Below are 23,833 nucleotides of genomic sequence, written 5' to 3' on the forward strand. Positions count from 1 at the left end.
CGACCGTGATCGAGATCCTGCAGTTCGACTTCATGCGCGTCGCCCTCGTCCTGGCGGTGCTCATGGGGCTCACCGCGCCGGCGATCGGCACGTTCATCGTGCAGCGCCGGCTGGCCCTGCTCGGGGACGGCATCGGGCACGTGGCGCTCACCGGTGTCGGGTTCGGTCTGCTGACCAGCACCTCCCCGATCCTCGGCGCCGTGGTGGTCTCGGCCCTCGGCGCGGTGGCGATCGAGGTGCTGCGCGCGCGGAGCCGGACGGGCGGCGACGTGGCCCTGGCGCTGCTGTTCTACGGCGGGCTGTCCGGCGGGGTCATCCTCACCAGCCTGTCCAGCGGCAACGGGTCCGGGCTACAGGCCTATCTCTTCGGGTCGATCGCCAGCGTGTCGCGCGGCGACCTCTATGTGGTCATGGGGCTGGCCATCGCGGTGCTGGCCATCGTGGTCGTGTTCGGGCGCGAGCTGTTCCTGCTGTGCCAGGACGAGGAGGTGGCCCGCGCGTCCGGGCTGCCGGTGCGCTTCCTCAGCCTGCTCATCGCCGTGACGGCCGCCGTGACCGTCGTGATCGCCATGCGGGCCATAGGATTGCTGCTCGTGAGCGCCCTCATGGTGGTGCCGGTCGCCGCCGCGCAGCAGCTGACACGGGGCTTCAAGAGCACCATGCTCGTCGCGATGGCGATCGGTGTACTGTCTGCGGTGGCCGGGCTCGTGGGATCATTCGAATACAGTGTGCCACCGGGCCCCTCGATCGTCATGTTCGCGATGACCGTGTTCGTCGCCGCGGTACTCGGCGGAATACTCATGCGGCGGCGTGGCAGGCCCGATGACCAGAAGGCGGAGGTGACGGGATGACGACTACACGCCGCGAGGCCGTACGCCGGGTACTCGCCGCCAACGAGGGGTTCCGCAGCGCGCAGGACATCTTCGCCGACCTGCGCGCGGACGGGTCCAAGATCGGCCTTACCACCGTCTACCGGGCCCTGCAGGCCCTGAGCGACTCCGGCGAGGTCGACGTCCTGCGCACCAACGACGGTGAGGCCGTCTACCGCGCGTGCGCAACCGAGCAGCACCACCACCACCTCGTGTGCCGGTCCTGCGGCCGCACCGTCGAGGTCGAGGGCCCCACGGTCGAACGCTGGGCCGAGTCGATCGGCAAGGAGCACGGTTTCACCGAGGTCACCCACACGGTGGAGGTCTTCGGCACCTGCCCCGCCTGCGCCGGAAGCGCGTGACCCCTCGCGATCGTTTGGGGATCATCGCTCGATCGAGTGGCGGTACATGAGGTGGCGCCGCCACGGCCGATGGCCCAGCCGGCCGTAGAAGTCCTCCGGGACCGTCCAGTCGATGAGGCAGGTTCGGACGCCCCGGATGCGCTATCCGGCGGAGCGTCCGGCCGGTGCCGGGAACGGCGGCGGTTCGACCGGGTTGGGCAGCGCGCCGCCGTAACGGCGGTCGCGGCCGGCGAAGATCTCGCACGCGTGCCACAGGTGCCGCCGGTCGAAGTCCGGCCATAGCGTGTCCAGGAACACCATTTCGGCGTAGGCCGACTGCCAGAGCAGGAAGTTGGACACCCGCTGCTCCCCCGATGACCGGACGAACAGATCCACATCGGGGATGTCCGGCTCGTCCAGGTAACGCGCGAAGACCTTTTCACTGATCTTGTCGGGGTTCAGCTTTCCGGCCGCGACGTCGCGCGCGATCGCCGCCGCGGCGTCCGCGATCTCGGCCCGTCCCCCGTAGTTCACGCAGAACTGCAGCGTCAGCACGTCGTTGTCGCGGGTCATCCGCTCGGCGTCCTCGAGCTCCTTGATCACACTGCGCCACAGCTTCGGCCGCCGACCGGCCCAGCGGACCCGTACGCCCATCTCGTTCAGCTGGTCGCGCCGGCGCCGGATGACCTCGCGGTTGAAGCCCATGAGAAAGCGCACCTCGTCCGGGGAACGCCGCCAGTTCTCGGTGGAGAAGGCGAACGTCGAGACGTTCTTGATCCCGAGCTCGATGGCGCCCATGAGCACGTCGAACAGCGAGTGCTCGCCCATCTTGTGGCCGTCGATGCGCGGCAGCCCGCGATCCTTGGCCCAGCGGCCGTTCCCGTCCATGATGATGGCGACATGCCGGGGCACGAGATCCTTCGGGATCTCCGGTGGCCGGGCACCACTCGCATGTGGTTCCGGGGGGCGTACCTGGTGGCTCAAACTCGCTCCTGATCCAGGAACGCGACGCCGCCATCCGGCGACCCCGGATGCTTCGGCGCTTCGCGCTCGACGTGCTTCAACGATCTGATGTGATGCTCCAGGTGCCACTGGAGGTAGGCCGCGACCAGACCGCTGCACTCCACCCGGTGCCGGGGTTCACTCCCGTCGGCGTGTTCCCAGTCCCCGCGCAGCAGCGCCGCCATCAGGACGAACGTCTGGGGGGCCGGTGTGGCCGAACCCGGCATCCGGCAGCGGCCACAGACCCCGCCCCCGGCCGCGATGGCGAAGGAGCGCAACGTGCTCCGTTCCCCGCAGCGCGCGCACTCGTCCAGCGCGGGCGCCCATCCCGCCACCGACAGCGAACGCAGCAGGTAGGCGTCCAGTACGAGCCGTGGATCGTGACCGCGCTCGACCAGGGTGCGCAGGCCGCCGACGAGCAGCAGGAACTGCCGGAGCGCCGGCTCCTTCTCCTCGGTGGTGAGCCTCTCGGCCGTCTCGAGCATGGCCGTCCCCGCCGTGTAACGCGGATAGTCGGCGACGAGCTGCTCGCCGTACGGGCGGAGCGTCTCGGCCTGGGTGATCAAGTCGAGCGAGCGCCGCTCGTAGAACTGCACGTCGACGTGGGTGAACGGCTCCAGCCGCGCCCCGAACCGCGATCTGGTCTTGCGGACCCCCTTGGCCGCCGCCCGCACCCGGCCGGTGCGCCGGGTGAGGACGGTGACGATGCGATCGGCCTCGCCCAGCTTCTGGGTACGGAGGACGATGCCCTCGTCGCGGTAGAGCGTCACAGGCCCATTGTTTCGCACTTCACGACATAGGTTGACCCGGCTGCGGTCCGGTGACAGATCACTTACCGGGGATGACCGCATTCGGACCCGCGAGAACGTCATGGGCGGTGGCCGGGCGGCACGGCCGGTGGCAGCGTGGCAGTCATGACTATCTGCACGATCGTGCCTCCGCACATCCTCGACGAGGTGGCGGCGCGCACCGACGACCCGGCGCTCCGGGACATCGCGCGCCGCACCGCCGTGCTGAGCACCGCACAGCGCACCGAACGTCGCATCACACCGGCCGAGCCGGCCGGTCCCCTCGAGGACTTCGTCCCCGACCGCACGGTCAAGGACGCGCACAACCTCGAGCAGCTGCCCGGCGACACCGTGCGCAAGGAGGGCGGCGCCGAGACGGGTGACACCATGGCCGACCAGGCCTACGACTGGCTGGGGGTTGCCTTCGACTTCTTCGAGGCCGCCTACCGGCGCAACTCCATCGACGGCGCCGGCTTACCGATGATCTCCACCGTGCACTACGGCCGCGACTACGACAACGCCTTCTGGAACGGCGCGCAGATGGTGTACGGCGACGGCGACGGCACGCTGTTCACCGCCTTCACCGGCCCGCTCGACGTCACCGGGCACGAACTCACGCACGGGCTGACCCAGCACACGGCGAACCTCGACTACTACGGCCAGTCGGGCGCGCTCAACGAGTCCATGTCGGACGTGTTCGGCGCGCTGATCAAGCAGTACCACCTCGGGCACACCGCCGATCAGGCCGACTGGCTCATCGGGGCCGGGCTGCTCGCACCCGGCGTCAACGGCGTCGCCCTGCGCTCGATGAAGGAGCCCGGCACCGCCTACGACGACCCGAACCTCGGCAAGGACCCCCAACCGGGCCACATGAACGACTACGTGGAGACCTACCGCGACAACGGCGGCGTGCACATCAACTCGGGCATCCCCAACCGTGCCTTCCACCTGGCCGCGACCGCGATCGGCGGGCGCGCGTGGGAGCGGGCCGGACAGATCTGGTACGACACGCTCACCGGCGGCGGGTTGTCCGAGACCATCGATTTCGCGGCATTCGCGGCGGCCACGGTCGAGACGGCTTCGCGCCTCTACGGAGCGACCGCCGCCGAGACCGGCGCGGTGAGAACCGCGTGGAACGGGGTAGGCGTCAGCACGTGAAGGTGACCGTGGTCCGCAGTGGCGGCTTCGCCGGCATCGAACGACGCGGCGAGGCCGATACCGCGACGGACCCGGTGCTGGGGGAACTCGTCGACCGGGTCGACCTCGGCGCCTTGCGACCGCCCGCTCCCGGCGCGGACCGGTTCATGTACGAGATCGACGTCGGCGGGCGCACGGCGGTGGTCGACGAGGCCCAGCTCAGCGGGCCTCTGCGCCAGCTCGTCGACCGCGTCCTGTCCGCTGCCTGACCGCTCCGCCTGTCCGCGGCCCGCCGGCCACGCTCCGCTCGGGCGCCGGTACATCGACGCCCCGGGCCTGATCGAGGTCCGGGGCGTCGAGTGCTCCCGGCGCCGATCGGGTTCCGTCGCCGGGAGGGCGATCGGGTCAGGCCTGGCCGGCTCGGGCGGCGCGGTTGACCGTGGACAGCACGGCCTTGAGGGACGCGGTGACGATGTTGGCGTCGACGCCGACCCCCCAGTAGACGGTGTCGCCGATCTGGCTCTCGACATAGGCCGCTGCCTTGGCGTCGCCACCGGCGCTCAGCGCGTGCTCGTGGTAGTCCAGCACTCGTACGTTGACGCCGATCGGGGTGAGCGCGTCCACGAAGGCCGAGATGGGGCCGTTGCCGATCCCTTCGATCTCGCGGATCTCACCGTCGAGCCGCACGTCGCAGTTCAGCAGGTCCTTTTCGTCGACTCGCGAGGACGTACGGTGCGCGAGCAGGCCGATGCGGGGCCCCACGGCGAGGTATTCCGCCTCGAAGATCTCCCACATCCGCTCGGCGGTGACCTCACCGCCCTCGCTGTCGGTGTGCTCCTGGACGACGCGGGAGAACTCGATCTGCAGCCGGCGCGGCAGGTCCATCGAGTGCTCGGACTGCATGATGTACGACACGCCGCCCTTGCCGCTCTGGCTGTTGACCCGGATGACCGCCTCATAGGAGCGGCCCACGTCCTTCGGGTCGATCGGCAGGTAGGGCAGCGCCCAGCGGAACTCCTCCACCGGCACGCCCGCGGCCGCCGCGTCGCTCTCCAGTGCCGCGAAGCCCTTCTTGATCGCGTCCTGGTGCGACCCGGAGAAGGACGTGTAGACCAGGTCACCGGCGTAGGGGTGCCGCTCGTGCACCGGGATCTGGTTGCTGTACTCGACAGTACGGCGGATCTCGTCGATGTCGGAGAAGTCGATCTGCGGGTCGACTCCCTGGGAGAACAGGTTCATGCCTAGCGTGACCAGGCAGACGTTGCCGGTGCGCTCTCCGTTCCCGAACAGGCAGCCCTCGACGCGGTCGGCGCCCGCCATGACGGCCAGCTCCGCGGACGCGACGGCCGTCCCCCGGTCGTTGTGCGGGTGCACCGACAGGCAGACATGCTCACGGCGGGACAGGTTGCGGCTCATCCACTCGATCTGGTCGGCGTAGACGTTCGGGGTCGACCGCTCGATCGTGGACGGCAGGTTGAGGATGATCTCGCGGCCCGGCCCGGGCTCCCACACGTCCATGACCGCCTCGCAGACCTCGAGGGCGAAGTCCAGCTCGGTGTCGATGAAGATCTCGGGCGAGTATTCGTAACCGAAGTCGCAGTCGCCCAGGTAGCGCTCGGCGAACTTCATGACGTGCTGGGTGCCGGTGACCGCGAGCTGCTTGCACTCCTCGCGATCGATGCCGAATACCACGCGCCGGAACAGCGGCGCGGTCGCGTTGTAGAGGTGCACGGTGGCCTGCGCGGCTCCGGCCAGCGACTGGACGGTGCGCTCGATGAGCTCTTCGCGGGACTGCGTCAGCACCGAGATGCGCACGTCGGCGGGGATGCGGTCCTCTTCGATCAGCTTGCGGACGAAGTCGAAGTCGGTCTGGCTGGCGGCCGGGAACCCGACCTCTATCTCCTTGTAGCCCATGCCGACGAGCAGCTCGAACATCGCCAGCTTGCGCGCCGGGCTCATGGGGTCGATCAGTGCCTGGTTGCCGTCACGCAGGTCGGTGGACAGCCAGCGCGGTGCCTTGGTGATGGTCTTGGCGGGCCAGGTGCGGTCGGGCAGATCGACCGGTCGGAAGGGCTGGTAACGCCGGAAGGGCATGCCACTGGATCGCTGGTGGAACATTGGGTACTCGACTCCGTTTGCGCTCAGGTCCTGCGGCCGACGATCACGTCAAAGCCCCGCGACGAGGGGGCCGACCGTTTACAGGTCCCCGTCGCGGCCGCTAAGGAGGAGCAGCTCAAAGAGCACGTCTCATAAGGTAACAGACCCGTGGCGCCACGTCGCAATCGAGGCCGCGGCCGGCGGCCCGGCCGCCCACCGGCCCCCGCACACCGCCACACGCCGCACGCCGCACGCCGCAGCGCGATGATCCGATATAGGTCACCATGCCCTCGGCGAGCCGGGGCCCGGGCGCCGTACCAGCGCGGTTCTTCTCATGGGCTGGCCGCCTCCTCGGTCATCACGATCACACCGAAGGCGTGCGCCGACGTCATGCCCAGCCGGTCGGCGACGCGGTGCAGCGCCTGCCGCTCGTCGTCGCTGAGCGGCCCGTCGGCCAAGGCGACCCGTACGACCTGGGCGAGGAACCACTCCTTGGCCTCGACCGTCAGTTGCGCCCCGGCCCGGGCCATCTCGTCCTCGAGACGGGCGCCGGACGACAACAGCGCGAGTTCCAGCGCCTCGTCGCCGTACTCCTCGTCGCCGTAGCCGCGCACCGCCTCGACCGCGCGGCGGCGCGACGCGTCGTCGGCGGAGCCGCCGGCGATGAGCACCGACGCCACGGCGGCGCGCATTCCCGCCGGCAGTGCCTCCGTCATCTGGCGGACCGTCGGCAGCCTGAGAACGGAGACGCCGAACCTGGTGCGGCAGGCACCGCATTCGACGACCTCTCCGAGCCGCCGGAGCGGGATGACCGGAAGGAAGAAGAACGTGAACCAGCGCCGGGCGGAACGCCGCCGGTACCTGCGGTCGCCGCCGCAGTTCGGGCAGTGGAACGTCCCCTCACCGACCGTACGGAAGAACACCGACAACCCGAAAATCAGCAACACCGGGCTCTCCTCACATGACGGACCCCACGCCCAACGTACCGACACGGAAGCCCCATCGGGACGGCCCGCGCACAACCCCGGATCCAGAGCGGTAGGCACAAACCCGCACGACCTTCTACGCTTGCACCCATGAGCCAGCCAGACGACTACGGTCAAGGGGGCTACGGCGGGGGCGGCCAGCCCCAGCAGCAAGGCTACCCCGGCCAGCAGTCCGGACATCCCGGACAACAGCCGCCCTACCCGGGCCAGCAACAGCAAGGTCACCCCGGCCAGCAGCAGGGCTATCCAGGGCAGCAGCAGGGCTATCCGGGCCAGCAGCCCGGTTACCCGCCGCAGCAGCAAGGCTACCCCGGCCAGCAGCAGGGCTATCCAGGGCAGCAGCAGGGCTATCCGGGCCAGCAGCCTGGTTACCCGCAGCAGCCGCAGCAGCCGGGTTACCCGGCCCAGCAGCAGGGTTACCCCGCCCAGCAGCAGTACCCGGGCCAGGGATACCCATCACAATCCGGCTACGGCACGAGCACTTCCACCGGCGCGCCGAACCCGCTCACCTTCGCCGCCATCGCCGCGGCGGCGCTCCTGCTCATCTCGACCTTCCTCCCCTGGGCGAAGGCCACGGTGAGCGGCAACTTCCTCGGCCGCAGCATCAACCAGAGCGACAGCGGGGCCGGTTTCGAGGACTGGAGCGGCAAGCTGGTGGCCCTGGCCGCTCTCGCCGCGGTCGGCGTGCTCGTGGGGGCCATCGTCAGCAAGAACGCGAAGCTCGCCACGATGGCGGCGGCACCGGCCGGCCTCGCACTGCTCCTCATCATGATCTTCCTGCTGCGCCTGCAGAGCACCAAGGACAAGATCCTCGGCAGCACCGGCAGTCTCGGCAGCGGCATCAGCGCGGACGTCTCACTCGGCTTCGGCTGGTACCTCGCGTTGCTGCTGTCGATCGCGGTGATCGGCCTCAGCGTGATCGGCCTGCTCACCGGAAAGAAGTCCACCGGTTCCTCCTACTGACCGCCCGGCCGCGTGGTCATGCAGGGCGTTCCACGCCGGCACTCGCGAACCACTGCATGATCACGGCCGGGTCGATCAGTCGTAGAAGCCGAGCCTGCGCAGCTGTTTGGGATCGCGCTGCCAGTCCTTGGCGACCTTGACCCGCAGGTCGAGGAAGACCTTCGTGCCGAGCAGCGCCTCGATCTGCTTGCGGGCGTTGGTGCCGACCTCTCTCAGCCGGGCGCCCTTCGTGCCGATGACGATCGCCTTCTGGCTCGGCCGCTCCACGAACAGGTGCGCGTAGACGTCGACGAGATCGTCCCGTCCCTCACGTGGCTCCATCTCGTCGACGACGACCGCGATCGAGTGCGGCAGCTCGTCCCGTACCCCCTCGAGCGCCGCCTCCCGGATGAGCTCGGCGGCGAGCAGTTGCTCGGGCTCGTCGGTCAGGTCCCCGTCCGGATAGAGCGGCATGCCCTCCGGCAGGTGGCCGACGAGCAGGTCGCCGACCACGTCGAGTTGGTAACCGTCGCGCGCGGAGACCGGCACGATGTCGGCCCACTCACCGAGCTCGCCCACCTCGAGCAGCCGGTCCGCCAGGTCCTTCTTCGACACCAGGTCGGCCTTGGTGACGATCGCGACGACGGGCGTCTTGCTCACCTGGGCGAGCGAACGGGCGATGAACCTGTCCCCTGGACCGAGCGCCTGGTCGGCGGGCATGCAGAAGCCGATGGCGTCGACCTCGGTCAGCGTGGAGCGCACGAGGCTGTCCAGGCGCTCCCCCAGCAGTGTCCGCGGCTTGTGCAGCCCCGGAGTGTCCACGATGATCAACTGGGCGTCGGGCCGGTGCACGATGCCGCGGATGGCGCGCCGGGTGGTCTGCGGGCGGCTGCTCGTGATCGCCACCTTCGTGCCGACGAGCGCGTTCATCAGCGTTGACTTGCCCACGTTGGGGCGGCCGACGAAGCAGGCGAACCCGGACCGGAACTTCGCGGTGGTTGGTGACGTCACGGTGTTGATTCTCCCGTACGGCGGGAACGCAATGGTCCCCTGCCTCAGGGGGTCAGCGTGGCCAGGAGCGCGCCGTCGAGGCCCGCGACGAACACCGGGGCCTTGCGGCCGAGGTCGCGCACGGCCTGGAGGTCGGTCTCCTCGGCGGATCCGCCTCGCGTGACGAGGGCCGCGGCCTCGAGCTCCTCGGCCCCGCTGGAGACGGCCATCGCCACCGCGACCCGCAGCGCTGACAGCTTGAGCGAGGGCAGATCCACGGTCGCCGCGGAATACGTCCGCCCCGTCTCGTCCCGGACCGCGGCCCCCTCGGCCGCGCCCGTACGGGCCCGCGCCGCTCGCGCCAGCGTGATTATCTTCGCGTCCTCCGCACCGATCTCACTCACGCCTCCAAGGGTAGGGGCGCGCGGCGGGTCGCCGAGCCCCCGGCTCGGGTACCACGCGAGGTGGGTCACGGAGACGCGCACATCCACGAGCGCGAGCCGGCACGAGAACCCGGATCTCCGCCCCCCTGGGACGCACGGCCCTCGGTGACGCCGGCGGGACGGTGAGCCCGCGAGATGTCCTGTTGGGACAGGACCGCAGCGGTCTTACGTGACGCGGGCCTCGCCCCGTCCGGCGTCCGTGCGGTGTCCGTACGATCCGGGTTCTCCACGCGGTTCGCGACGACGACATCGGTCCTGCCGCCGGCGCGGCTCCGCGACCCCTATGAGATCCCCCCAAATGATCTCCAAACGTGTTGATCATTCCCGCGCGGAAGGGCGGCTAATCCCATGTCAAGAATCTCTTACGGTGTGTCGCGCGCTAGGCCTCGATGTGCTCGGAGCCCTCGGGCTCGGCGTGCTCCTCGGCCCGGGCCCGCTCGACGAGCACCGTGCCGATCCGGTTGCGCCGCCCGGCGATGCTCTCCGCCTTGAGGCTGAGCCCGGCGACGGTCGCGGTGGATCCCTCGATCGGCACCCGGCCCAGGGCGTGGGCGAGGAGGCCGCCCACGGTCTCGACGTCCTCGACCTCGATGTCGACGTCGAACAACTCCGACAGCTCGTCCACGGGCAGCCGGGCGGTCACGCGGTAACCCCCTTCCGGGAGCTGTTCCACGCGGGGCGCCTCGACGTCGTACTCGTCGGCGATCTCGCCGACGATCTCTTCGAGGATGTCCTCGATGGTGACGAGGCCCGCGGTGCCGCCGTATTCGTCGATCACGATCGCCACGTGGGTCTGCTGCGCCTGCATGTCGCGGAGCAGCTCGTCGATGGGCTTGCTGTCCGGAACGTACGTCGCGGGCCGCATCACCGACTCGACCTGCTCGACCGACTCGCCTTCGCGGTACTCGTGACTGCGGCGGACGACGTCCTTGAGGTAGGCGATGCCCACGACGTCGTCCTCGTTCTCACCGACCACCGGGATCCGGGAGAAGCCGCTGCGCAGGGCCAGCGACAGCGCCTGGCGCAGGGTCTTGTCCCGCTCGATGAACACGATGTCGGTGCGCGGCACCATGACCTCGCGTACGAGGGTGTCGCCGAGCTCGAACACCGAGTGGATCATCTCGCGCTCGTCGGGCTCGATCAGGCTGCGCTGTTCGGCTAGATCGACCAGGTCGCGCAGCTCCGCCTCCGAGGCGAACGGCCCCTCGCGAAAGCCCTTACCGGGCGTGAGGGCGTTGCCGAGCAGGATCAGCAGTTTCGGCAGCGGGCCGAACACGCGGGTGATCGGGTGCATGAGACCCGCGCCGGCCAGGGCGATGTGGTCGGCGTGCTGGCGGCCGAGGGTACGCGGCCCCACGCCCACCACGACGTAGCTGACCACGATCATGATGACGGCGGCGGTGACGTACGCGCCCCAGGTCTCGTCCAGCCAGGCCACGCACAGGTCCGCCACGATCACCGTGGCGGCGAGCTCTCCGCTCACCCGCAGCAGCAGCACCAGGTTCAGGTAGCGCGCGGGGTCGGCGACGACCTCGGCGAGCCGCTGGGCACCGCGACGGCCCTCGCGCACCAGTTCCTCGACGCGCACCCGCGACACCCGGGCCAGGGCGGTCTCGACGCTCGCGAGCAACCCGGCCACCGCCACCAGCGCAGCGGCTCCGGCCAGCAACCATCCGTGAGAAGTGCTCACGACGCGTCGCGTTTCTCCCGCCAGGAGGCGATCAGCCGATCCTGCAGGCCGAACATCTCCTTGTGCTCGGCCGGCTCGGCATGGTCGTAGCCCAGCAGATGCAGGATCCCATGTGTGCACAGCAACTGCAGCTCGTCCTCGGTGCTGTGGCCGGCCTGGCGGGCCTGGGCCTTGGCGACCGCCGGGCACAGCACCACGTCACCGAGCAGCCCCGGGTCGGGGGCGCCTCCGTCGTCGGGGCCACCGGAAAGGTGCCCGGGGCGCAACTCGTCCATGGGGAAGGCGAGCACGTCGGTCGCCCCCGGCTCGCCCATCCACTTCTCGTGCAGCTCGGCCATCGCCGGCTCGTCGACGAGCAGCAGCGACAGCTCGGCCAGCGGATGGACCTTCATCGCGTCGAGCACGTGACGGGCGAGTGCAACGAGGCTTTTCTCATCGACCTGAGCGCCCGACTCGTTGAGAACCTCGATGCTCATTTCCGCCCCCGCTTACGGGCCCCCCGGTCCGCGCCGTCGGCCACGCCCCCCTGCCCCTGAAGCGTTTGATCGTGCCGGCTGTAGGCGTCGACGATATCGGTGACCAGCTTGTGGCGCACGACGTCCTTGCTGTTCAAGTGGCAGAAGTGGATGCCGCCGATACCGTCGAGGATGCCCTGGACGACTCGCAGGCCGCTCTGCTGGCCGCCCGGCAGGTCGACCTGGGTGACGTCACCGGTGACCACGACCTTCGAGCCGAAGCCGAGGCGCGTCAGGAACATCTTCATCTGCTCGGGCGAGGTGTTCTGGGCCTCGTCCAGGATGATGAACGAATCGTTCAGCGTGCGGCCGCGCATGTACGCCAGCGGCGCCACCTCGATCGTCCCTGCGGCCATCAGGCGTGGGATCGAGTCCGGGTCGACCATGTCGTGCAGCGCGTCGTAGAGCGGCCGCAGGTAGGGATCGATCTTCTCGTACAGCGTGCCGGGCAGGAATCCGAGCCGCTCGCCCGCCTCGACCGCGGGCCGGGTCAGGATGATCCGGTTGACCTGCTTGTCCTGCAGCGCCTTCACGGCCTTGGCCATCGCGAGGTAGGTCTTGCCGGTGCCCGCCGGGCCGATGCCGAACACGACCGTGTGCTTGTCGATCGCGTCGACGTACCGCTTCTGGTTGAGCGTCTTCGGCCGGATCGTCCGGCCGCGCGAGGACAGGATGTCGAACGTGAGCACATCGGCCGGCCGCTCGATCCCGTCGGTGCGGAGCATCGCGAGGCTGCGCTCGACCGCGTCGGGCGTCAGCTGGGTCCCGCTCTTGAGCAGGTCGACGAGCTCGGCGAACAGCTTGGTCGCGAGCTCGGTCTCCTCCTCTGGGCCGGTCACGGTGATCTCGTTGCCCCGGACGTGGATGTCGCTGTTGAAAGCTTGCTCGACGACGTGGAGAAGCTCATCGCTGGACCCGAGCAAGCCCACCATCGAGTGGTCGTCCGGCACGACGATCTTGATCTGCGAGCGCGGCGGTGTCTGGCTCTTCCGCGCGGAACGTGTTGATTCGACCATCAGCCGGCCTTGCGGCCTCTTCGCCCTGCTTCCTGTTGCCTGTGCGTGATCTGGCGCGATGCTCCCATGGTACTGGTCGCCGCGGCGCCCCGCCTGTTGCCGGGTACCGTGACGATCACCCCGGAGGCCAGTTCAGGCCACGCCCCCCGAGCAGATGCGCGTGCGTGTGGAAGACAGTCTGCCCCGCCTGCGGCCCGGTGTTGAACACCACCCGATAACCGGTCTCGGCGATTCCCTCGTCCACGGCCACCTCATGCGCCTCGCGCATCATCTCGGCGAGCAGCTCGGGGTCCGCGGCGGCGAGCTCGGCCACGTTGACGTGGTGTTCCTTGGGGATCACGAGCACGTGCGTCGGAGCCTGTGGATTGATGTCCCTGAACGCCACCACGCGGTCACTCTCGCGTACGATCATGGCCGGCACGTCACCTGTGACGATCTTGCAGAACAGGCAGTCCACGGATGTCCTCCTCGGCCGGTGTCCTCGAATGCTATCGAGATCGGCCGATTCCCATCCCTACTCGGGTCCGAGACAGGCCGTTTACTAGTTAAGGTTGCAAGTCAGTGCGAACCCCCCGGCTCGCCGGCATTTTCGGTGATGTGTCCTGCCGCCTACAGGATCCGTTGGGTTCGCCGTTCACGCCGTGACGGGGTCGGCCACCCAGCTGGGTGGCCAGGGGGACGGCAGAGGTGACGGATAGGTTGACCGAGGCGAGAGCTGGAATGCCCTTTCGTAAACCGGACGGCGAGGGTAGGCGTCCCACTGACGTGACCGAGACGCTTGTGGCCGGCGGCACGGCTCCCTCCATCGCCGTCGTCTGGGACGCCGATCAGGCGGTGACCGCGCTCTACAGCGCCAACTACCGTTCGCTCGTGCGTCTCGCCGCGCTTCTCGTGCGCGACGTCGGTACGGCCGAAGAGGTCGTGCAGGACGCGTTCATCGCCATGCACGGCGGGTGGCAGCGGTTGCGCGACCCCGACAAGGCCCTCGCCTATCTCAGGCAGTCGGTGGTCAACAAGTCACGGTCCGTGCTGCGCCATCGCGCGGTCGTGGAAAAATATGCCCCCAAGGGCCTGCCGGACGCTCCGAGCGCCGAGAACGGCGCCATCGTGGAGTTCGAGCGGGCCGCGGTGGTCAAAGCACTCAGCGCATTGCCGAGAAGGCAACGGGAAGCACTCGTTTTGCGGTATTACGCCGATCTGTCAGAAGCGGAGATCGCCCACGCGATGGGCATCAGCCGCGGAGCCGTCAAGAGCCATACAGCGCGCGGGATGACCGCGCTCCGAGGCGTTCTGGAGCAATTGTCATGACCGATCCCCACGACGAGTACGGCGAGATCCTGCGCCGTACCCTGCACGCGGAGGCGGACACGGTCGTGCCAGCGGCAGACGGGCTGGATCGGATCCGTGCGCGCATCGGCGAACGGCCGGCGCCGAGATTCGGCTGGTCGTCCAGCTGGTCCTGGTTCACGGCGAGCTGGGCGCGCCCGGCGCTGGCCGGTGCCGCCTCCCTCGTCATGGCCGCCGTCGTCGTCACCGCCCAACCCGCGATCAGCAGCTTCACCGTGGGCGGACACGGCGCGCCCGAGCAGGGCGAGCATGGATCGAACAGCACGACGGGCGCCACCAGCACCTCGGACGACGAGGAGCCCGCCGAGCCCATGCCCGGGCATGCGAAGACCCAAGGGACCGTCCCCCCGACGCAGCCGCTGCGCACGCCCGTCGCCGGCGCACCGGTGTGCGGACGCCCGGCCACCCCTGGGGGCCCCGCGGTGTCGAGCACCGCCGACACCTCGCCGGCCGGAGAGCAGCCGCCGACCTGCACGGCGCCGACCGAGGAGACGTCGCCGACTCCTCCCCCGGAGGGCGGTGGCGAGCCGCCGCCCGTCGACCCGCCCCCGCCGGTGACGCCGCCGACGACGACGCCGCCCACCGGGGGCGAGCAGCCACTGCAGATGGAGAACCCCTGATCGAGGCGCCTACCAGCGACCGCAGGCACTGAGCAGCACCGCCGCGGCCGCCACCCCGGCGGTAGAGGTGCGCAGCACCGTCGGCCCGAGCACAGTGGGCACGCCTCCCGCGTCGGTGAACAGGCGCAGTTCCTCGTCGGTGATGCCGCCCTCGGGGCCGACGATCAGCACGATGTCACCGGTGGCGGGCGGTGTCACGGCACTGAGCGGCGTCTGAGCGCCCTCGTGCAGGACCAGCGCGAGCGCCGCCCCTGCGACGCGGTCGGCGACCTGGGCGGTCGTGGCCAGATCCGGCACTTCGGGCAGCCAGCACCGCCGGGCCTGCTTGGCCGCCTCGCGTGCGGTGCCCCGCCACCGGCCGACGGACTTCGCCCGCCGGTCGGGGCGCCACTGCGTGATGCACCGACTGGCCGCCCACGGCACGATCGCGTCGACGCCCACCTCGGTCATCGTCTCGACGGCGAGCTCGCCCCGGTCCCCCTTCGGCAGGGCCTGGACCACCACCAGCCGGGGTACGGGCGCGGGCTCGCGTCGGCGGGCGAGGACCTCCAGTTCGAGCCCGCCACGGACGACCTCACCCACCACGCATTCGGCGAGCAGGCCCGCACCGTCGGTCAGGTCGACCCGCTCACCCGCGCGAAGCCGGCGGACGGTCGCGGCGTGCCGCCCCTCGGCCCCGCCGAGAACGACCCGCTCACCCGCCAGCTGCGCGGTCTCGGCGAGAAATACCGGCGGGCTCACCGGTCATGGCTGTTGAAGACGTCACGGAGCCGGGAGAAGAAGCCGGACTGCCCGGGGGCGAACTTGCCCGGCGGCCGCTCCTCGCCGCGCAGCTTGGACAGGCGGCGCAGCAGCTCCTCCTGTTCCTCGTCGAGCCGGATCGGCGTCTCCACGTTGACATGGATCATCAGATCGCCGCGGCCGTTCTCGTTGAGGTGCTTGACACCCCGTCCGTACATCGGGATCACCTGACCCGACTGGGTGCCCGGCTTGATGTCGACGTCCTCGGGACCGTCGAGGGTCTCGATGACGACCTTGGTGCCCAGCGCGGCCGCGGTCATCGGGATCTGCACGGTGCAGTGCAGGTCGTCGCCCTCACGCTCGAAGATCTCGTGCGGCCGCTCGACGATCTCGAGGAACAGGTCTCCGGGCGGCCCGCCGCCCGCGCCGACCTCGCCCTCGCCGGCGAGCTGGATGTGGGTGCCGTTCTCGACGCCCGCGGGGATCCGTACCTTGATCGTGCGCCGGGTGCGGACCCGCCCGTCTCCGGAGCACTCGGGGCACGGGTTGCGGATGACGCTGCCGAAGCCTCCGCACTGCGGGCAGGGGCGCGAGGTCATGACCTGGCCGAGGAACGACCGGGTGACCTGCTGCACCTCGCCACGGCCATGGCACATGTCGCACGTGTCCGGTGAGGTACCGGGCGCGGTGCCGGTGCCGGTGCAGCTGGCGCAGACGATCGCGGTGTCGACCGTCAGCTCTCGGGTGGTCCCGAAGGCGGTCTCGGACAGATCGAGCTCGACCCGCAGCGTGGCGTTGCGCCCCCGCCGTGCCCGGCTGCGCGGCCCGCGAGTGCCCCCGCCGCCGAAGAAGGCGTCCATGATGTCGCTGAAGGGGAAGCCCGCCCCGAAGCCGGCGCCGCCTCCGGCACCGGCGGAGGCGAACGGGTCCGCCCCCAGGTCGAACATCTCGCGCTTGCGGGGGTCGGAGAGCACCTCGTAGGCCTGGGTGATCTCCTTGAAGCGCTCCTGTGTCTCCGGATCGGGGTTGACGTCCGGGTGAAGCTCCCGCGCGAGTCGGCGGTAGGCCTTCTTGATCTCGTCCGCGCTCGCGTCGCGGCGCACCCCGAGGGTCGCGTAGTAGTCGTTTGCCACTTACGACCCCGCGAGGATCTGACCGACGTAGCGTGCCACTGCCCGTACTGCTCCCATCGTGCCGGGGTAATCCATCCGTGTCGGGCCGAGAACGCCCAGCTTGGCCAGGGCCTGGTCACCGACGCCATAGCCGACGGCGACCACCGAGGTCGACCGCAGGCCCTCGTGCGGATTCTCGGTACCGATCCGCACGGTCAGAGTAGAGGAATCGCCGGTCTCACCGAGCAGCCGCATCAACACGACCTGCTCCTCCAGAGCCTCGAGGACGTTCCGCAGGCTCTGGGAGAAGTCGACGGCGGCCAGGTTGGCCGCGCCGGCGAAAACGATCTTTTCATCGTGCTTCTCGACGAGCGTCTCGAGCAGTACGGAGACCACCGCGGCCGCCACCCAGCGGTCGTCGGAGGACACCTTCTCGGGAAGATCGACCACCGCGTTCGGGGCGTCGACGAGCCCGCACCCGTCCAGGCAGGTGTTGAGCAGCGCGCGCAGATGCGCGATCGTCTCCTCCGAGACGGCGGAGTGCGTCTCGACGACCCGCTGCTCCACCCGGCCGGTGTTGGTGATCAGCACCATCAGCAGCCGGTGAGAGGCGACCTGGACGAGCTCGACGTGCCGCACCGACGAGCGGGTGAGCGAGGGATACTGCACCACGGCGACCTGGCGCGTGAGCTGTGCCAGGAGCCGGACGGTGCGGCCGACCACGTCGTCGAGATCGTACGCGCCCGCCAGGAAGGTCTCGATGGCCCGGCGCTCGGCCGGTGAGAGCGGCTTGATCGTGGACAGCCGGTCGACGAAGAGCCGGTAACCCTTGTCGGTCGGGATCCGCCCGGCGCTCGTGTGCGGCTGGGCGATGTAGCCCTCCTCCTCGAGCACCGCCATGTCGTTGCGGATCGTCGCCGGGGAGACGCCGAGATTATGGCGCTCGGCGAGGGATTTCGAGCCCACCGGCTCGTTGGTGGACACGTAGTCCTCAACGATGGCGCGCAGCACCGCCAGCTTGCGATCATCGAGCACCAGACCTCACCTCCCTGCCCGCTCGACTGGGAACCGTGCCCGATCCGGGCCCGGCCCTCCTGGCACTCCCTGTTTCCGAGTGCCAAGTGTACGGCGATCTGAGAGGCGCTGGAGGCATCGACCGTCGCGGCCGCCCGGGAGGTCGTGCCGGCGAGACCCGCCCTGGCCGGAACATGTCAGCTTTGACCATGGAGATCCTTCGTGTGCCACGCTTGTGGACATGTACCCTCCACCACCGCGAATCGACCCGCGCGAGCTCCGGCCCGGCCGCCGTTGGTTCGTCGTGGCCGGACTCATCGCCTTCGTGCTCATCGCTCTGGGCGTCGGCGGTTTCGTGTGGGGTCTCATCACCTCGATCAGCAACCTCGACATCGACCGGCCGTTCCAGCCGGACGAGACCGTGACCGTCCAGATGACCCCGGAGTCCCCGGTCGGCATCTACGTGGCCCTCAGCGCTGTCGGCGTCCCGGTGAACGCCCAATGCACCGTCACCTCCCCGTCGGGCCAGGACGTTCCCGTCACCTCGCCCAGCGGGACCTTCACGGTGACCACCGGCGGCCGCACCTGGGAGGAGATCCACGTTGTCGAGGCCACCGAGGCCGGCGCCCACCGGTTGACATGCCAGGGCGAGAACGGGGAGTACGCGACGGGCCGGCATCCGGACGTCGCGGCCTTCGGCGGGCTCATCGGCGGCGTCGCCTCCCTGATCCTGTTGCCGCTCATCGGCGTGGTCACCGGCACGATCATCGCCATCGTCACCGGGGTCAAGCGCGGCGGCCACCGCAAACGGCTGCTCGCCGAGCGCTACGGACGCCGGTAGCACCCGGCGCGTCCGCGTGTCGGTCATCATCGAGCCGTTTTCGCCCGGTACGGTGCCGTCCGTCGTCCATCCCCGGGGAGACGGGAGCCGTGCCCATGCGTGCCAAGGATTATGACGCCGACGTCCTCGCGGGTGACTGGCGCCGACCGCGACGCGGTCAGATCCCCGAACTTCCCGCCGAGCGCGACCTCGTCGTCGAAGACCCCTCGAGCGGATTCTGCGGTGCCGTCGTGGCCTGCGACAAAGAGGCGGTGACGCTGGAGGACCGCTTCGGCCGGCGCCGGATCTTCCCGCTCGCCAAGGCGGGCTTCCTGCTCGACGGCAAGCCCGTCACGCTCGTGCGGCCGGGACCGGGGCCGAAGCGGGCACTCCGGTCGGCGTCGGGGTCGATCGCCGTGCAGGGCCTGCGCGCCCAGGTGGCCAGGGAGAGCCGCATCTACGTCGAGGGCGTGCACGACGCCGAGCTGGTCGAGAAGATCTGGGGACACGACCTGCGGGTCGAGGGCGTGGTGGTCGAGTACCTCGAGGGCGTCGACGATCTGCCGGCCATCGTGGACGAGTTCGCCCCGGAGCCCGGCCGCCGGCTCGGCGTCCTGGTCGACCATCTGGTCGCCGGCTCCAAGGAGAGCCGGATCGCCGCCCAGGTCACCTCGCCGAGCGTCCTCGTCACCGGCCACCCCTTCGTCGACATCTGGCAGGCGGTACGGCCCGGCGTGCTGCGCATCGAGGCATGGCCGGAGGTTCCCAAGGGCATCCCCTGGAAAGAGGGAGTGCTCTCCGCTCTTGGCTGGGGTGACGATGTGGGCGCAGCATGGAAGCGAATCCTCGGATCAGTCCGCACTTTCACCGATCTGGAACCGGCGCTTCTCGGCCGCGTCGAGCAACTCATCGACTTCGTCACCGCCCCCGAGCCGCACAACTGAGGCGCCCCCGAAAGGAGCACGGCATGACGGACAAGACGCCCGAGCAGCCTGGCCATGAGCAGCAGCCCGGGCACGGCGGGCAACCGGGCTACGGGCAACAGCCCGGGTACGGCACGCAACCCGGATACGGGCAGCAACCCGGATACGGGCAGCAACCCGGATACGGACAGCAACCCGGGTACGGACAGCAGCCCGGGTACGGACAGCAGCCCGACTACGGGCAGTACGGTCAGCAGCAGGGCTACGGCACGCCACCCGGGTACGGACAGCAGCAGCCCGCCTACGGCCAGCCCGGCGGCTACCCCCAGGGCCCCCAGGGCTACGGCGGTCCCACGACGCCCGACGATCGGCAGTGGGGGATGCTGGCCCATATCGGCCAGGTCCTCGTGGGCTTCGTCGCGCCGCTCGTCGTCTACCTCGCGAAGAAGGACCAGTCGGCGTTCTGCCGGCACCACGGTGTCCAGGGTCTCAACTTCGCCATCACGCAGTCGGTCTACTCGATCATCAACTTCATTCTCGTCTTCTTGATCATCGGTCTCATCACGTGGCCCATCCAGGCGATCGCCGCGATCGTCTTCATGATCATGGCCGGGGTGGCGGCGAACCGCGGCGAGTACTACCGGTATCCGGCCTTCATGGCCTGGCCCATGATCAAGTAAGTCGGCCGGGAGACGTTCTCGCGGCCGTCAGGTGAGATCCCTGACGACCGCGTCGGCGAGCAGCCGGCCGCGCGGGGTCAAGCACGCGCGGCCGATGTCGTAGGCCTGCCGATCCAGCAGGCCATCGGCGATCAGGCGCTCGACCGCGGCGTCGTCGAGCAGGTCCGCGGGGCAGCCGTCGGCGAGCCGGACCTCCAGCATGATCCGCTCGATCCGCCGGTCCTCGGCGCCGAGCACCTCACGGGCGTGCGCCGGGGTAACCCGCTCGTCCAGCCGCGCCGCGTACGCGGCGGGATGCTTGACGTTCCACCAGCGAGTGCCGCCGACGTGGCTGTGCGCACCGGGTCCCGCGCCCCACCAGTCCGCGCCGGTCCAGTAGAGCAGGTTGTGCCGGCAGCGGGCGGCCGGGCCGGCCGCCCAGTTCGAGATCTCGTACCAGCTCAGGCCGTGAGCGCTCAGCCTCTCGTCGGCCATCGCGTAACGGTCGGCCATCGCGTCGTCGTCGGGGGCGGCCAGCTCACCGCGCCGCACTCGGGCGGCCAGCCGGGTGCCCTCCTCGACGATGAGCGCGTAGGCGGAGACGTGGTCGGGCCGTACCGCGAGCGCGGCGTCGAGAGAGGCCAGCCAGTCCTCGTCACGCTCCCCCGGCGTTCCGTAGATGAGATCGAGGTTCACGTGCTCGAATCCGGCCGCGCGGGTCCACTCCGCCACCTGCGGCACGCGGCCCGGCGTGTGCGTGCGGTCGAGCGTCGCGAGCACGTGCTCGCGGGCGCTCTGCATCCCATAGGACATGCGGTTGAACCCGGCCTCCCGCAGCCGCCCGAGGTAGGCCTCGTCGACGGATTCCGGGTTGGCCTCGGTGGTCACCTCGACGCCGCCGGCGAGCCCGAACTCGGCTTCGATCGCCCCGAGAATGCGCCCGAGGTCGCCCGGTGGCAGCAGGGTGGGCGTGCCGCCGCCGAAGAACACCGTCTCGGCGGGCAGGTCCACGTCGCCCAGCACCCGCCTGGCCATCCTGATCTCGGCGATCACGGTCTCGGCGTACGAGTCCCGGGACGCGCCGGGCCCGAGCTCGGCGGCCGTGTAGGTGTTGAAGTCGCAGTAACCACAGCGGGTCACGCAGAACGGCACGTGGACGTAGAACCCGAACGGCCGGGTCCCCAGCCCGTCGATTGCGCTCTCGGGGAGAGCGCCGTCGCTGGGCACGGGGTCGCCGTCAGGCAGGATCGAGGGCACCCCTCAAGTCTGCCGCCCCCCGCCGACTCATCCGTCCACACATCCGCCGCTGCGGGATCCTCCGCTCCGAACGTGGGCGCTGACCGACGTTTCCGTGCCGGTGGGGCGCTCACCGACAAGTCTCGTCGTCTTCACACGGCAGCCACGTTCGGCCTCTACGGTCGGCGATCATGAGCATCAGAAAGAGCGCCGCCGTGCTGGCAGTGGCCGGCACGCTCGGCGCCATCACAGCCTCCCCAGCGTTCGCCGCAGACGATTCCGACCGTACGGTCGTCCTCCAGCGGGGCGGGCCGGTCAAGACCGTCCCGTTCGAGGTCCGCGACGGCGGTGAGGCGCTGGTCCGCTTCAGCGTCTCGGCGCCCGGAGTGTCCTGGGTGCGCACCGGGGCCGAGTCGGCCGTGGTCTCCGTCGGCGTCGACGGGCGGCACGTCACCGACCTGGTGGTGCCGTCCGACCAGCCGACCACGCGCGACCTTGCGCTCGGCTCCGTGCAGCGCGGCCGCCACAAGCTGACCCTCGCCTTCTCGCCGCAGGGCAGCTCGCCCGCCGCCCGCAAGGTCGTCCTTGGCGGTACTCAGATCAGGACGCCCAGGGCCGACCAGGTCGCACTGCGGCACGCCCCCATCGTGGTCGGCCGCACGCTGCCGCTGCTCGGCGACGCCTTCCAGAACGCGCGCACCGACACCCCGCTCATCGGCTGGCACGAGGAACGGCCCGCCACGGCTCCCGGTCACCGCGTCTTCGAGTACTCGGTGATCTGGAGCAACGAGGACGGCGGCACGAACTCGCCCGCGCTCATGGCGCGCTGGGGCCGTACGACCGACATCGAGTGGGTCTACCGCGTCGAGGTGGACGCCAAGGGCGAGCGGGTCGGCGGCACCGGCGTCTACCAGGCCGCCAATCACCAGACCCTGCAGTTCAAGGGCGCCTACGAGGGCGACCACCCGCTGCTGCAGACCTGCACGGTGAACAACAACATGTGCGACGTCGTGACCGAACCGGCGCCGCTGCGCTTCCTCCTCGACACGACGCAGACCATGCCGCAGGATCGCGCCCGCGAAATCCTCATGGACCGCAACGCCTGGACCTATCCCGTCATGGCCGAGGAGATGATCCGCGAGGGCAAGATCGAGAGCCCGTCCGACCCGGCCACCCCGGAGGTCGGCGACCAGCGCAGTTACCTGTTCATCGAGGTGAAGAAGCAGACCGGCACCCCGACCGGCACGGGCTCGAAGCCCGGCATCGCGGTCGGCGTCCGGCTGAAGTCCGATCCCGCCACGCTCTACCGGTCCGACCACTCGGTCCCGGGCTCGGCGATCGAGCGCGACCTGCCGGCGGCGACCACGGTGGAACTGCCCGAGGGCACGACCGCCGCGGACATCGCGAGCATCGAGGCGATCCGGCAGCCCATGGGCGCGGGCGACAACGGCGCCCCGGTCACAGTGACCTCCATCAACCGCGCGTTCTTCCTGGACCGCGCCTACCTCCCGCAGCAGTCCGCCGTGAGCTGGGCCGGCTCGGTGGCCCTGACGGCGGCGCAGTCGAGCGCCGTCCTCTGGCGCCCGTAGGCGGTGGTCCAGCCGCGCACCGAGCGCGGCCGAAGAGATGTCTCTGCGTGATCACGGTGGAGGGTGCCCTCCTTCGTGATCACGCAGAACTCTTCTTCGGCGGCGGGAGGATGAACGGCCGGCCCTGACGATTCCGCCTCAGCGGAACATGCGGACGGCCTTGTCAGGTGTCAGCTCATCGCATCGTCGGTGCGGTGGCCTCCGCGACGAGACGCCGACGGTGACGGTGACGGCGATGTGCGGTCACCGTGGCGATCGCGGCGGCGATGCCGATCCCCACGAAACATCCGGCCACGCTGATGACGATGGGCACGATTCGCCCGATGACCTCACGTGGCCGGTCGGCGGGGCCGATCGCATAGGAAGAAGGCTGCGCGGATCCGGTGCCCTGGCAGTACACCCGGTAGTCTCCGGCCGCCGGCGCCTCGATCGTACGGACCCAGGCCCACGTGGTGCCATCCACGTCCTCGCTCCACTCCTCCGTCGGTCCGGTGACTCTGATCCGCTCTCCTCGGTTCGAGGTGACCGAACATCTCGTCTGCGGGATCGCGTCGGCATGGGACGGCTCGGCCGCGTAGATCGCGGGCCGGTCGCGGGGATCAAGGGTGACGGTCACGGTCTGTCCCGGTGAAAATCGGGAATGCAGAGGCGGGCCCTCCAACATCGGTTGGATGAGCACCTGCGAGATCGTACCGGGCACCAGGATGCTGAGTCCTGCGATGACACCCGCGACGACGTACCACCAGCGGCCTGGGCGTAGCCTCGCGGGGTCGATCTTCGGCGGCATCGGAAAGTCGGCGATGCTCATGGGCGCTTCACGCAGATGCTCAGGCATCGGCCGATCTTATCGACGCCGAACGCCTATCACGGCAGATTTCTCCACTTCAGTTATTTTTCCCCAACAATTACCTTTAACAGGCATCTTGCGGGAGATAACGCCATTCATCCGGACTTGC

Annotated in this window: 26 protein-coding genes; 11 read left to right on the forward strand and 15 right to left on the reverse strand. The window is 69.7% G+C overall.

Annotation, left to right across the window (positions count from 1 at the left end; translation table 11 throughout):
• Positions 1–5: 5 nt before the first annotated feature.
• Both HKK74_RS00430 and HKK74_RS00435 read left to right on the forward strand, forming a co-directional pair.
• A complete protein-coding gene (locus tag HKK74_RS00430; protein ID WP_187240895.1) occupies positions 6–851 on the forward strand; it encodes a metal ABC transporter permease in 846 nt (281 codons plus the stop codon).
• Positions 848–1,231 carry a Fur family transcriptional regulator gene (locus HKK74_RS00435; RefSeq protein ID WP_187240896.1) on the forward strand — a complete coding sequence of 128 codons (384 nt, stop codon included), beginning with the start codon at positions 848–850 and terminating at the stop codon, positions 1,229–1,231. Before HKK74_RS00430 ends, HKK74_RS00435 begins: the two co-directional genes overlap by 4 nt.
• Before the next feature lie 141 nt (positions 1,232–1,372).
• Here the strand turns inward: HKK74_RS00435 and HKK74_RS00440 are convergent, their stop codons facing one another.
• The gene (locus tag HKK74_RS00440; RefSeq protein WP_187240897.1) at positions 1,373–2,194 is read right to left on the reverse strand and encodes an isoprenyl transferase; all 822 of its coding nucleotides are present in this window, start codon (positions 2,192–2,194) and stop codon (positions 1,373–1,375) included.
• The gene (gene recO, locus HKK74_RS00445; protein WP_187240898.1) at positions 2,191–2,982 is read right to left on the reverse strand and encodes a DNA repair protein RecO; all 792 of its coding nucleotides are present in this window, start codon (positions 2,980–2,982) and stop codon (positions 2,191–2,193) included. The genes HKK74_RS00440 and recO overlap by 4 nt, the downstream gene beginning before the upstream one ends.
• Positions 2,983–3,126: 144 nt before the next feature.
• Between recO and HKK74_RS00450 the strand changes: the two genes are divergently transcribed.
• Both HKK74_RS00450 and HKK74_RS00455 read left to right on the forward strand, forming a co-directional pair.
• Entirely contained in the window at positions 3,127–4,158 is a 1,032-nt protein-coding gene (locus HKK74_RS00450; protein ID WP_187240899.1) for a M4 family metallopeptidase, read from the forward strand.
• Positions 4,155–4,406 carry a protealysin inhibitor emfourin gene (locus tag HKK74_RS00455; RefSeq protein ID WP_222721728.1) on the forward strand — a complete coding sequence of 84 codons (252 nt, stop codon included), beginning with the start codon at positions 4,155–4,157 and terminating at the stop codon, positions 4,404–4,406. The genes HKK74_RS00450 and HKK74_RS00455 overlap by 4 nt, the downstream gene beginning before the upstream one ends.
• Positions 4,407–4,542: 136 nt before the next feature.
• Here HKK74_RS00455 and leuA read toward each other — a convergent pair whose 3' ends face one another.
• Positions 4,543–6,255, reverse strand: coding sequence for a 2-isopropylmalate synthase (gene leuA / locus HKK74_RS00460; RefSeq protein WP_246491097.1), 1,713 nt, complete (start codon positions 6,253–6,255; stop codon positions 4,543–4,545).
• 311 nt (positions 6,256–6,566) lie between these two features.
• A complete protein-coding gene (locus HKK74_RS00465) occupies positions 6,567–7,181 on the reverse strand; it encodes a tellurite resistance TerB family protein (RefSeq protein WP_187240901.1) in 615 nt (204 codons plus the stop codon).
• A 129-nt stretch (positions 7,182–7,310) separates the two neighbouring features.
• Here HKK74_RS00465 and HKK74_RS00470 point away from each other — a divergent pair, with 129 nt between their 5' ends.
• Positions 7,311–8,183, forward strand: a complete 873-nt coding sequence (locus tag HKK74_RS00470) for a hypothetical protein (protein WP_187240902.1) — start codon at positions 7,311–7,313, stop codon at positions 8,181–8,183.
• A 75-nt stretch (positions 8,184–8,258) separates the two neighbouring features.
• Here HKK74_RS00470 and era read toward each other — a convergent pair whose 3' ends face one another.
• The 6 genes from era to HKK74_RS00500 form a co-directional block, all read right to left on the reverse strand.
• Positions 8,259–9,173 (reverse strand): GTPase Era, encoded by a 915-nt coding sequence (gene era / locus HKK74_RS00475; RefSeq protein WP_187240903.1) that lies wholly within the window; start codon positions 9,171–9,173, stop codon positions 8,259–8,261.
• 44 nt (positions 9,174–9,217) lie between these two features.
• The gene (locus HKK74_RS00480) at positions 9,218–9,556 is read right to left on the reverse strand and encodes a cytidine deaminase-like protein (protein ID WP_187240904.1); all 339 of its coding nucleotides are present in this window, start codon (positions 9,554–9,556) and stop codon (positions 9,218–9,220) included.
• A 418-nt stretch (positions 9,557–9,974) separates the two neighbouring features.
• Positions 9,975–11,285: a hemolysin family protein gene (locus HKK74_RS00485; RefSeq protein WP_187240905.1), complete on the reverse strand. Its 1,311-nt coding sequence runs from the start codon at positions 11,283–11,285 to the stop codon at positions 9,975–9,977.
• Entirely contained in the window at positions 11,282–11,761 is a 480-nt protein-coding gene (gene ybeY, locus HKK74_RS00490; RefSeq protein ID WP_187240906.1) for an rRNA maturation RNase YbeY, read from the reverse strand. The genes HKK74_RS00485 and ybeY overlap by 4 nt, the downstream gene beginning before the upstream one ends.
• The gene (locus tag HKK74_RS00495) at positions 11,758–12,816 is read right to left on the reverse strand and encodes a PhoH family protein (protein ID WP_187240907.1); all 1,059 of its coding nucleotides are present in this window, start codon (positions 12,814–12,816) and stop codon (positions 11,758–11,760) included. The genes ybeY and HKK74_RS00495 overlap by 4 nt, the downstream gene beginning before the upstream one ends.
• A 115-nt stretch (positions 12,817–12,931) precedes the next feature.
• Positions 12,932–13,273: a histidine triad nucleotide-binding protein gene (locus tag HKK74_RS00500; RefSeq protein WP_312881142.1), complete on the reverse strand. Its 342-nt coding sequence runs from the start codon at positions 13,271–13,273 to the stop codon at positions 12,932–12,934.
• 263 nt (positions 13,274–13,536) lie between these two features.
• On the opposite strand from HKK74_RS00500, the gene HKK74_RS00505 reads away from it, so the two are divergent.
• Positions 13,537–14,124, forward strand: coding sequence for a SigE family RNA polymerase sigma factor (locus HKK74_RS00505; RefSeq protein WP_187240908.1), 588 nt, complete (start codon positions 13,537–13,539; stop codon positions 14,122–14,124).
• Positions 14,121–14,783 carry a hypothetical protein gene (locus HKK74_RS00510; protein WP_187240909.1) on the forward strand — a complete coding sequence of 221 codons (663 nt, stop codon included), beginning with the start codon at positions 14,121–14,123 and terminating at the stop codon, positions 14,781–14,783. Before HKK74_RS00505 ends, HKK74_RS00510 begins: the two co-directional genes overlap by 4 nt.
• A gap of 9 nt (positions 14,784–14,792) precedes the next feature.
• On the opposite strand, the gene HKK74_RS00515 is transcribed toward HKK74_RS00510, so the two are convergent.
• The 3 genes from HKK74_RS00515 to hrcA are packed head-to-tail and all read right to left on the reverse strand — an operon-like array spanning position 14,793 to position 17,671.
• The gene (locus tag HKK74_RS00515) at positions 14,793–15,524 is read right to left on the reverse strand and encodes a 16S rRNA (uracil(1498)-N(3))-methyltransferase (RefSeq protein WP_187240910.1); all 732 of its coding nucleotides are present in this window, start codon (positions 15,522–15,524) and stop codon (positions 14,793–14,795) included.
• Complete coding sequence (dnaJ, locus tag HKK74_RS00520; RefSeq protein ID WP_187240911.1) at positions 15,521–16,657, reverse strand: molecular chaperone DnaJ; 1,137 nt, start codon at positions 16,655–16,657, stop codon at positions 15,521–15,523. The genes HKK74_RS00515 and dnaJ overlap by 4 nt, the downstream gene beginning before the upstream one ends.
• The gene (hrcA, locus tag HKK74_RS00525; protein WP_187240912.1) at positions 16,658–17,671 is read right to left on the reverse strand and encodes a heat-inducible transcriptional repressor HrcA; all 1,014 of its coding nucleotides are present in this window, start codon (positions 17,669–17,671) and stop codon (positions 16,658–16,660) included.
• Between the two features lie 220 nt (positions 17,672–17,891).
• Here hrcA and HKK74_RS00530 point away from each other — a divergent pair, with 220 nt between their 5' ends.
• The 3 genes from HKK74_RS00530 to HKK74_RS00540 all read left to right on the forward strand — a co-directional run bounded on the left by HKK74_RS00530 (position 17,892) and on the right by HKK74_RS00540 (position 20,073).
• Complete coding sequence (locus tag HKK74_RS00530; protein ID WP_187240913.1) at positions 17,892–18,491, forward strand: hypothetical protein; 600 nt, start codon at positions 17,892–17,894, stop codon at positions 18,489–18,491.
• A gap of 95 nt (positions 18,492–18,586) precedes the next feature.
• Positions 18,587–19,414 carry a DUF3097 domain-containing protein gene (locus HKK74_RS00535; RefSeq protein ID WP_187240914.1) on the forward strand — a complete coding sequence of 276 codons (828 nt, stop codon included), beginning with the start codon at positions 18,587–18,589 and terminating at the stop codon, positions 19,412–19,414.
• A gap of 23 nt (positions 19,415–19,437) precedes the next feature.
• Positions 19,438–20,073: a DUF4870 domain-containing protein gene (locus tag HKK74_RS00540; RefSeq protein ID WP_187240915.1), complete on the forward strand. Its 636-nt coding sequence runs from the start codon at positions 19,438–19,440 to the stop codon at positions 20,071–20,073.
• A 27-nt stretch (positions 20,074–20,100) separates the two neighbouring features.
• Here HKK74_RS00540 and hemW read toward each other — a convergent pair whose 3' ends face one another.
• The gene (gene hemW, locus HKK74_RS00545; protein WP_187240916.1) at positions 20,101–21,309 is read right to left on the reverse strand and encodes a radical SAM family heme chaperone HemW; all 1,209 of its coding nucleotides are present in this window, start codon (positions 21,307–21,309) and stop codon (positions 20,101–20,103) included.
• 170 nt (positions 21,310–21,479) lie between these two features.
• On the opposite strand from hemW, the gene HKK74_RS00550 reads away from it, so the two are divergent.
• Positions 21,480–22,877: a hypothetical protein gene (locus tag HKK74_RS00550; protein ID WP_187240917.1), complete on the forward strand. Its 1,398-nt coding sequence runs from the start codon at positions 21,480–21,482 to the stop codon at positions 22,875–22,877.
• Between the two features lie 175 nt (positions 22,878–23,052).
• Here the strand turns inward: HKK74_RS00550 and HKK74_RS00555 are convergent, their stop codons facing one another.
• Positions 23,053–23,712: a hypothetical protein gene (locus HKK74_RS00555; RefSeq protein ID WP_187240918.1), complete on the reverse strand. Its 660-nt coding sequence runs from the start codon at positions 23,710–23,712 to the stop codon at positions 23,053–23,055.
• Positions 23,713–23,833 lie beyond the last annotated feature (121 nt).

This window comes from Actinomadura alba (assembly GCF_014323705.1).
Classification (GTDB): Bacteria; Actinomycetota; Actinomycetes; order Streptosporangiales; family Streptosporangiaceae; genus Actinomadura_C; species Actinomadura_C alba.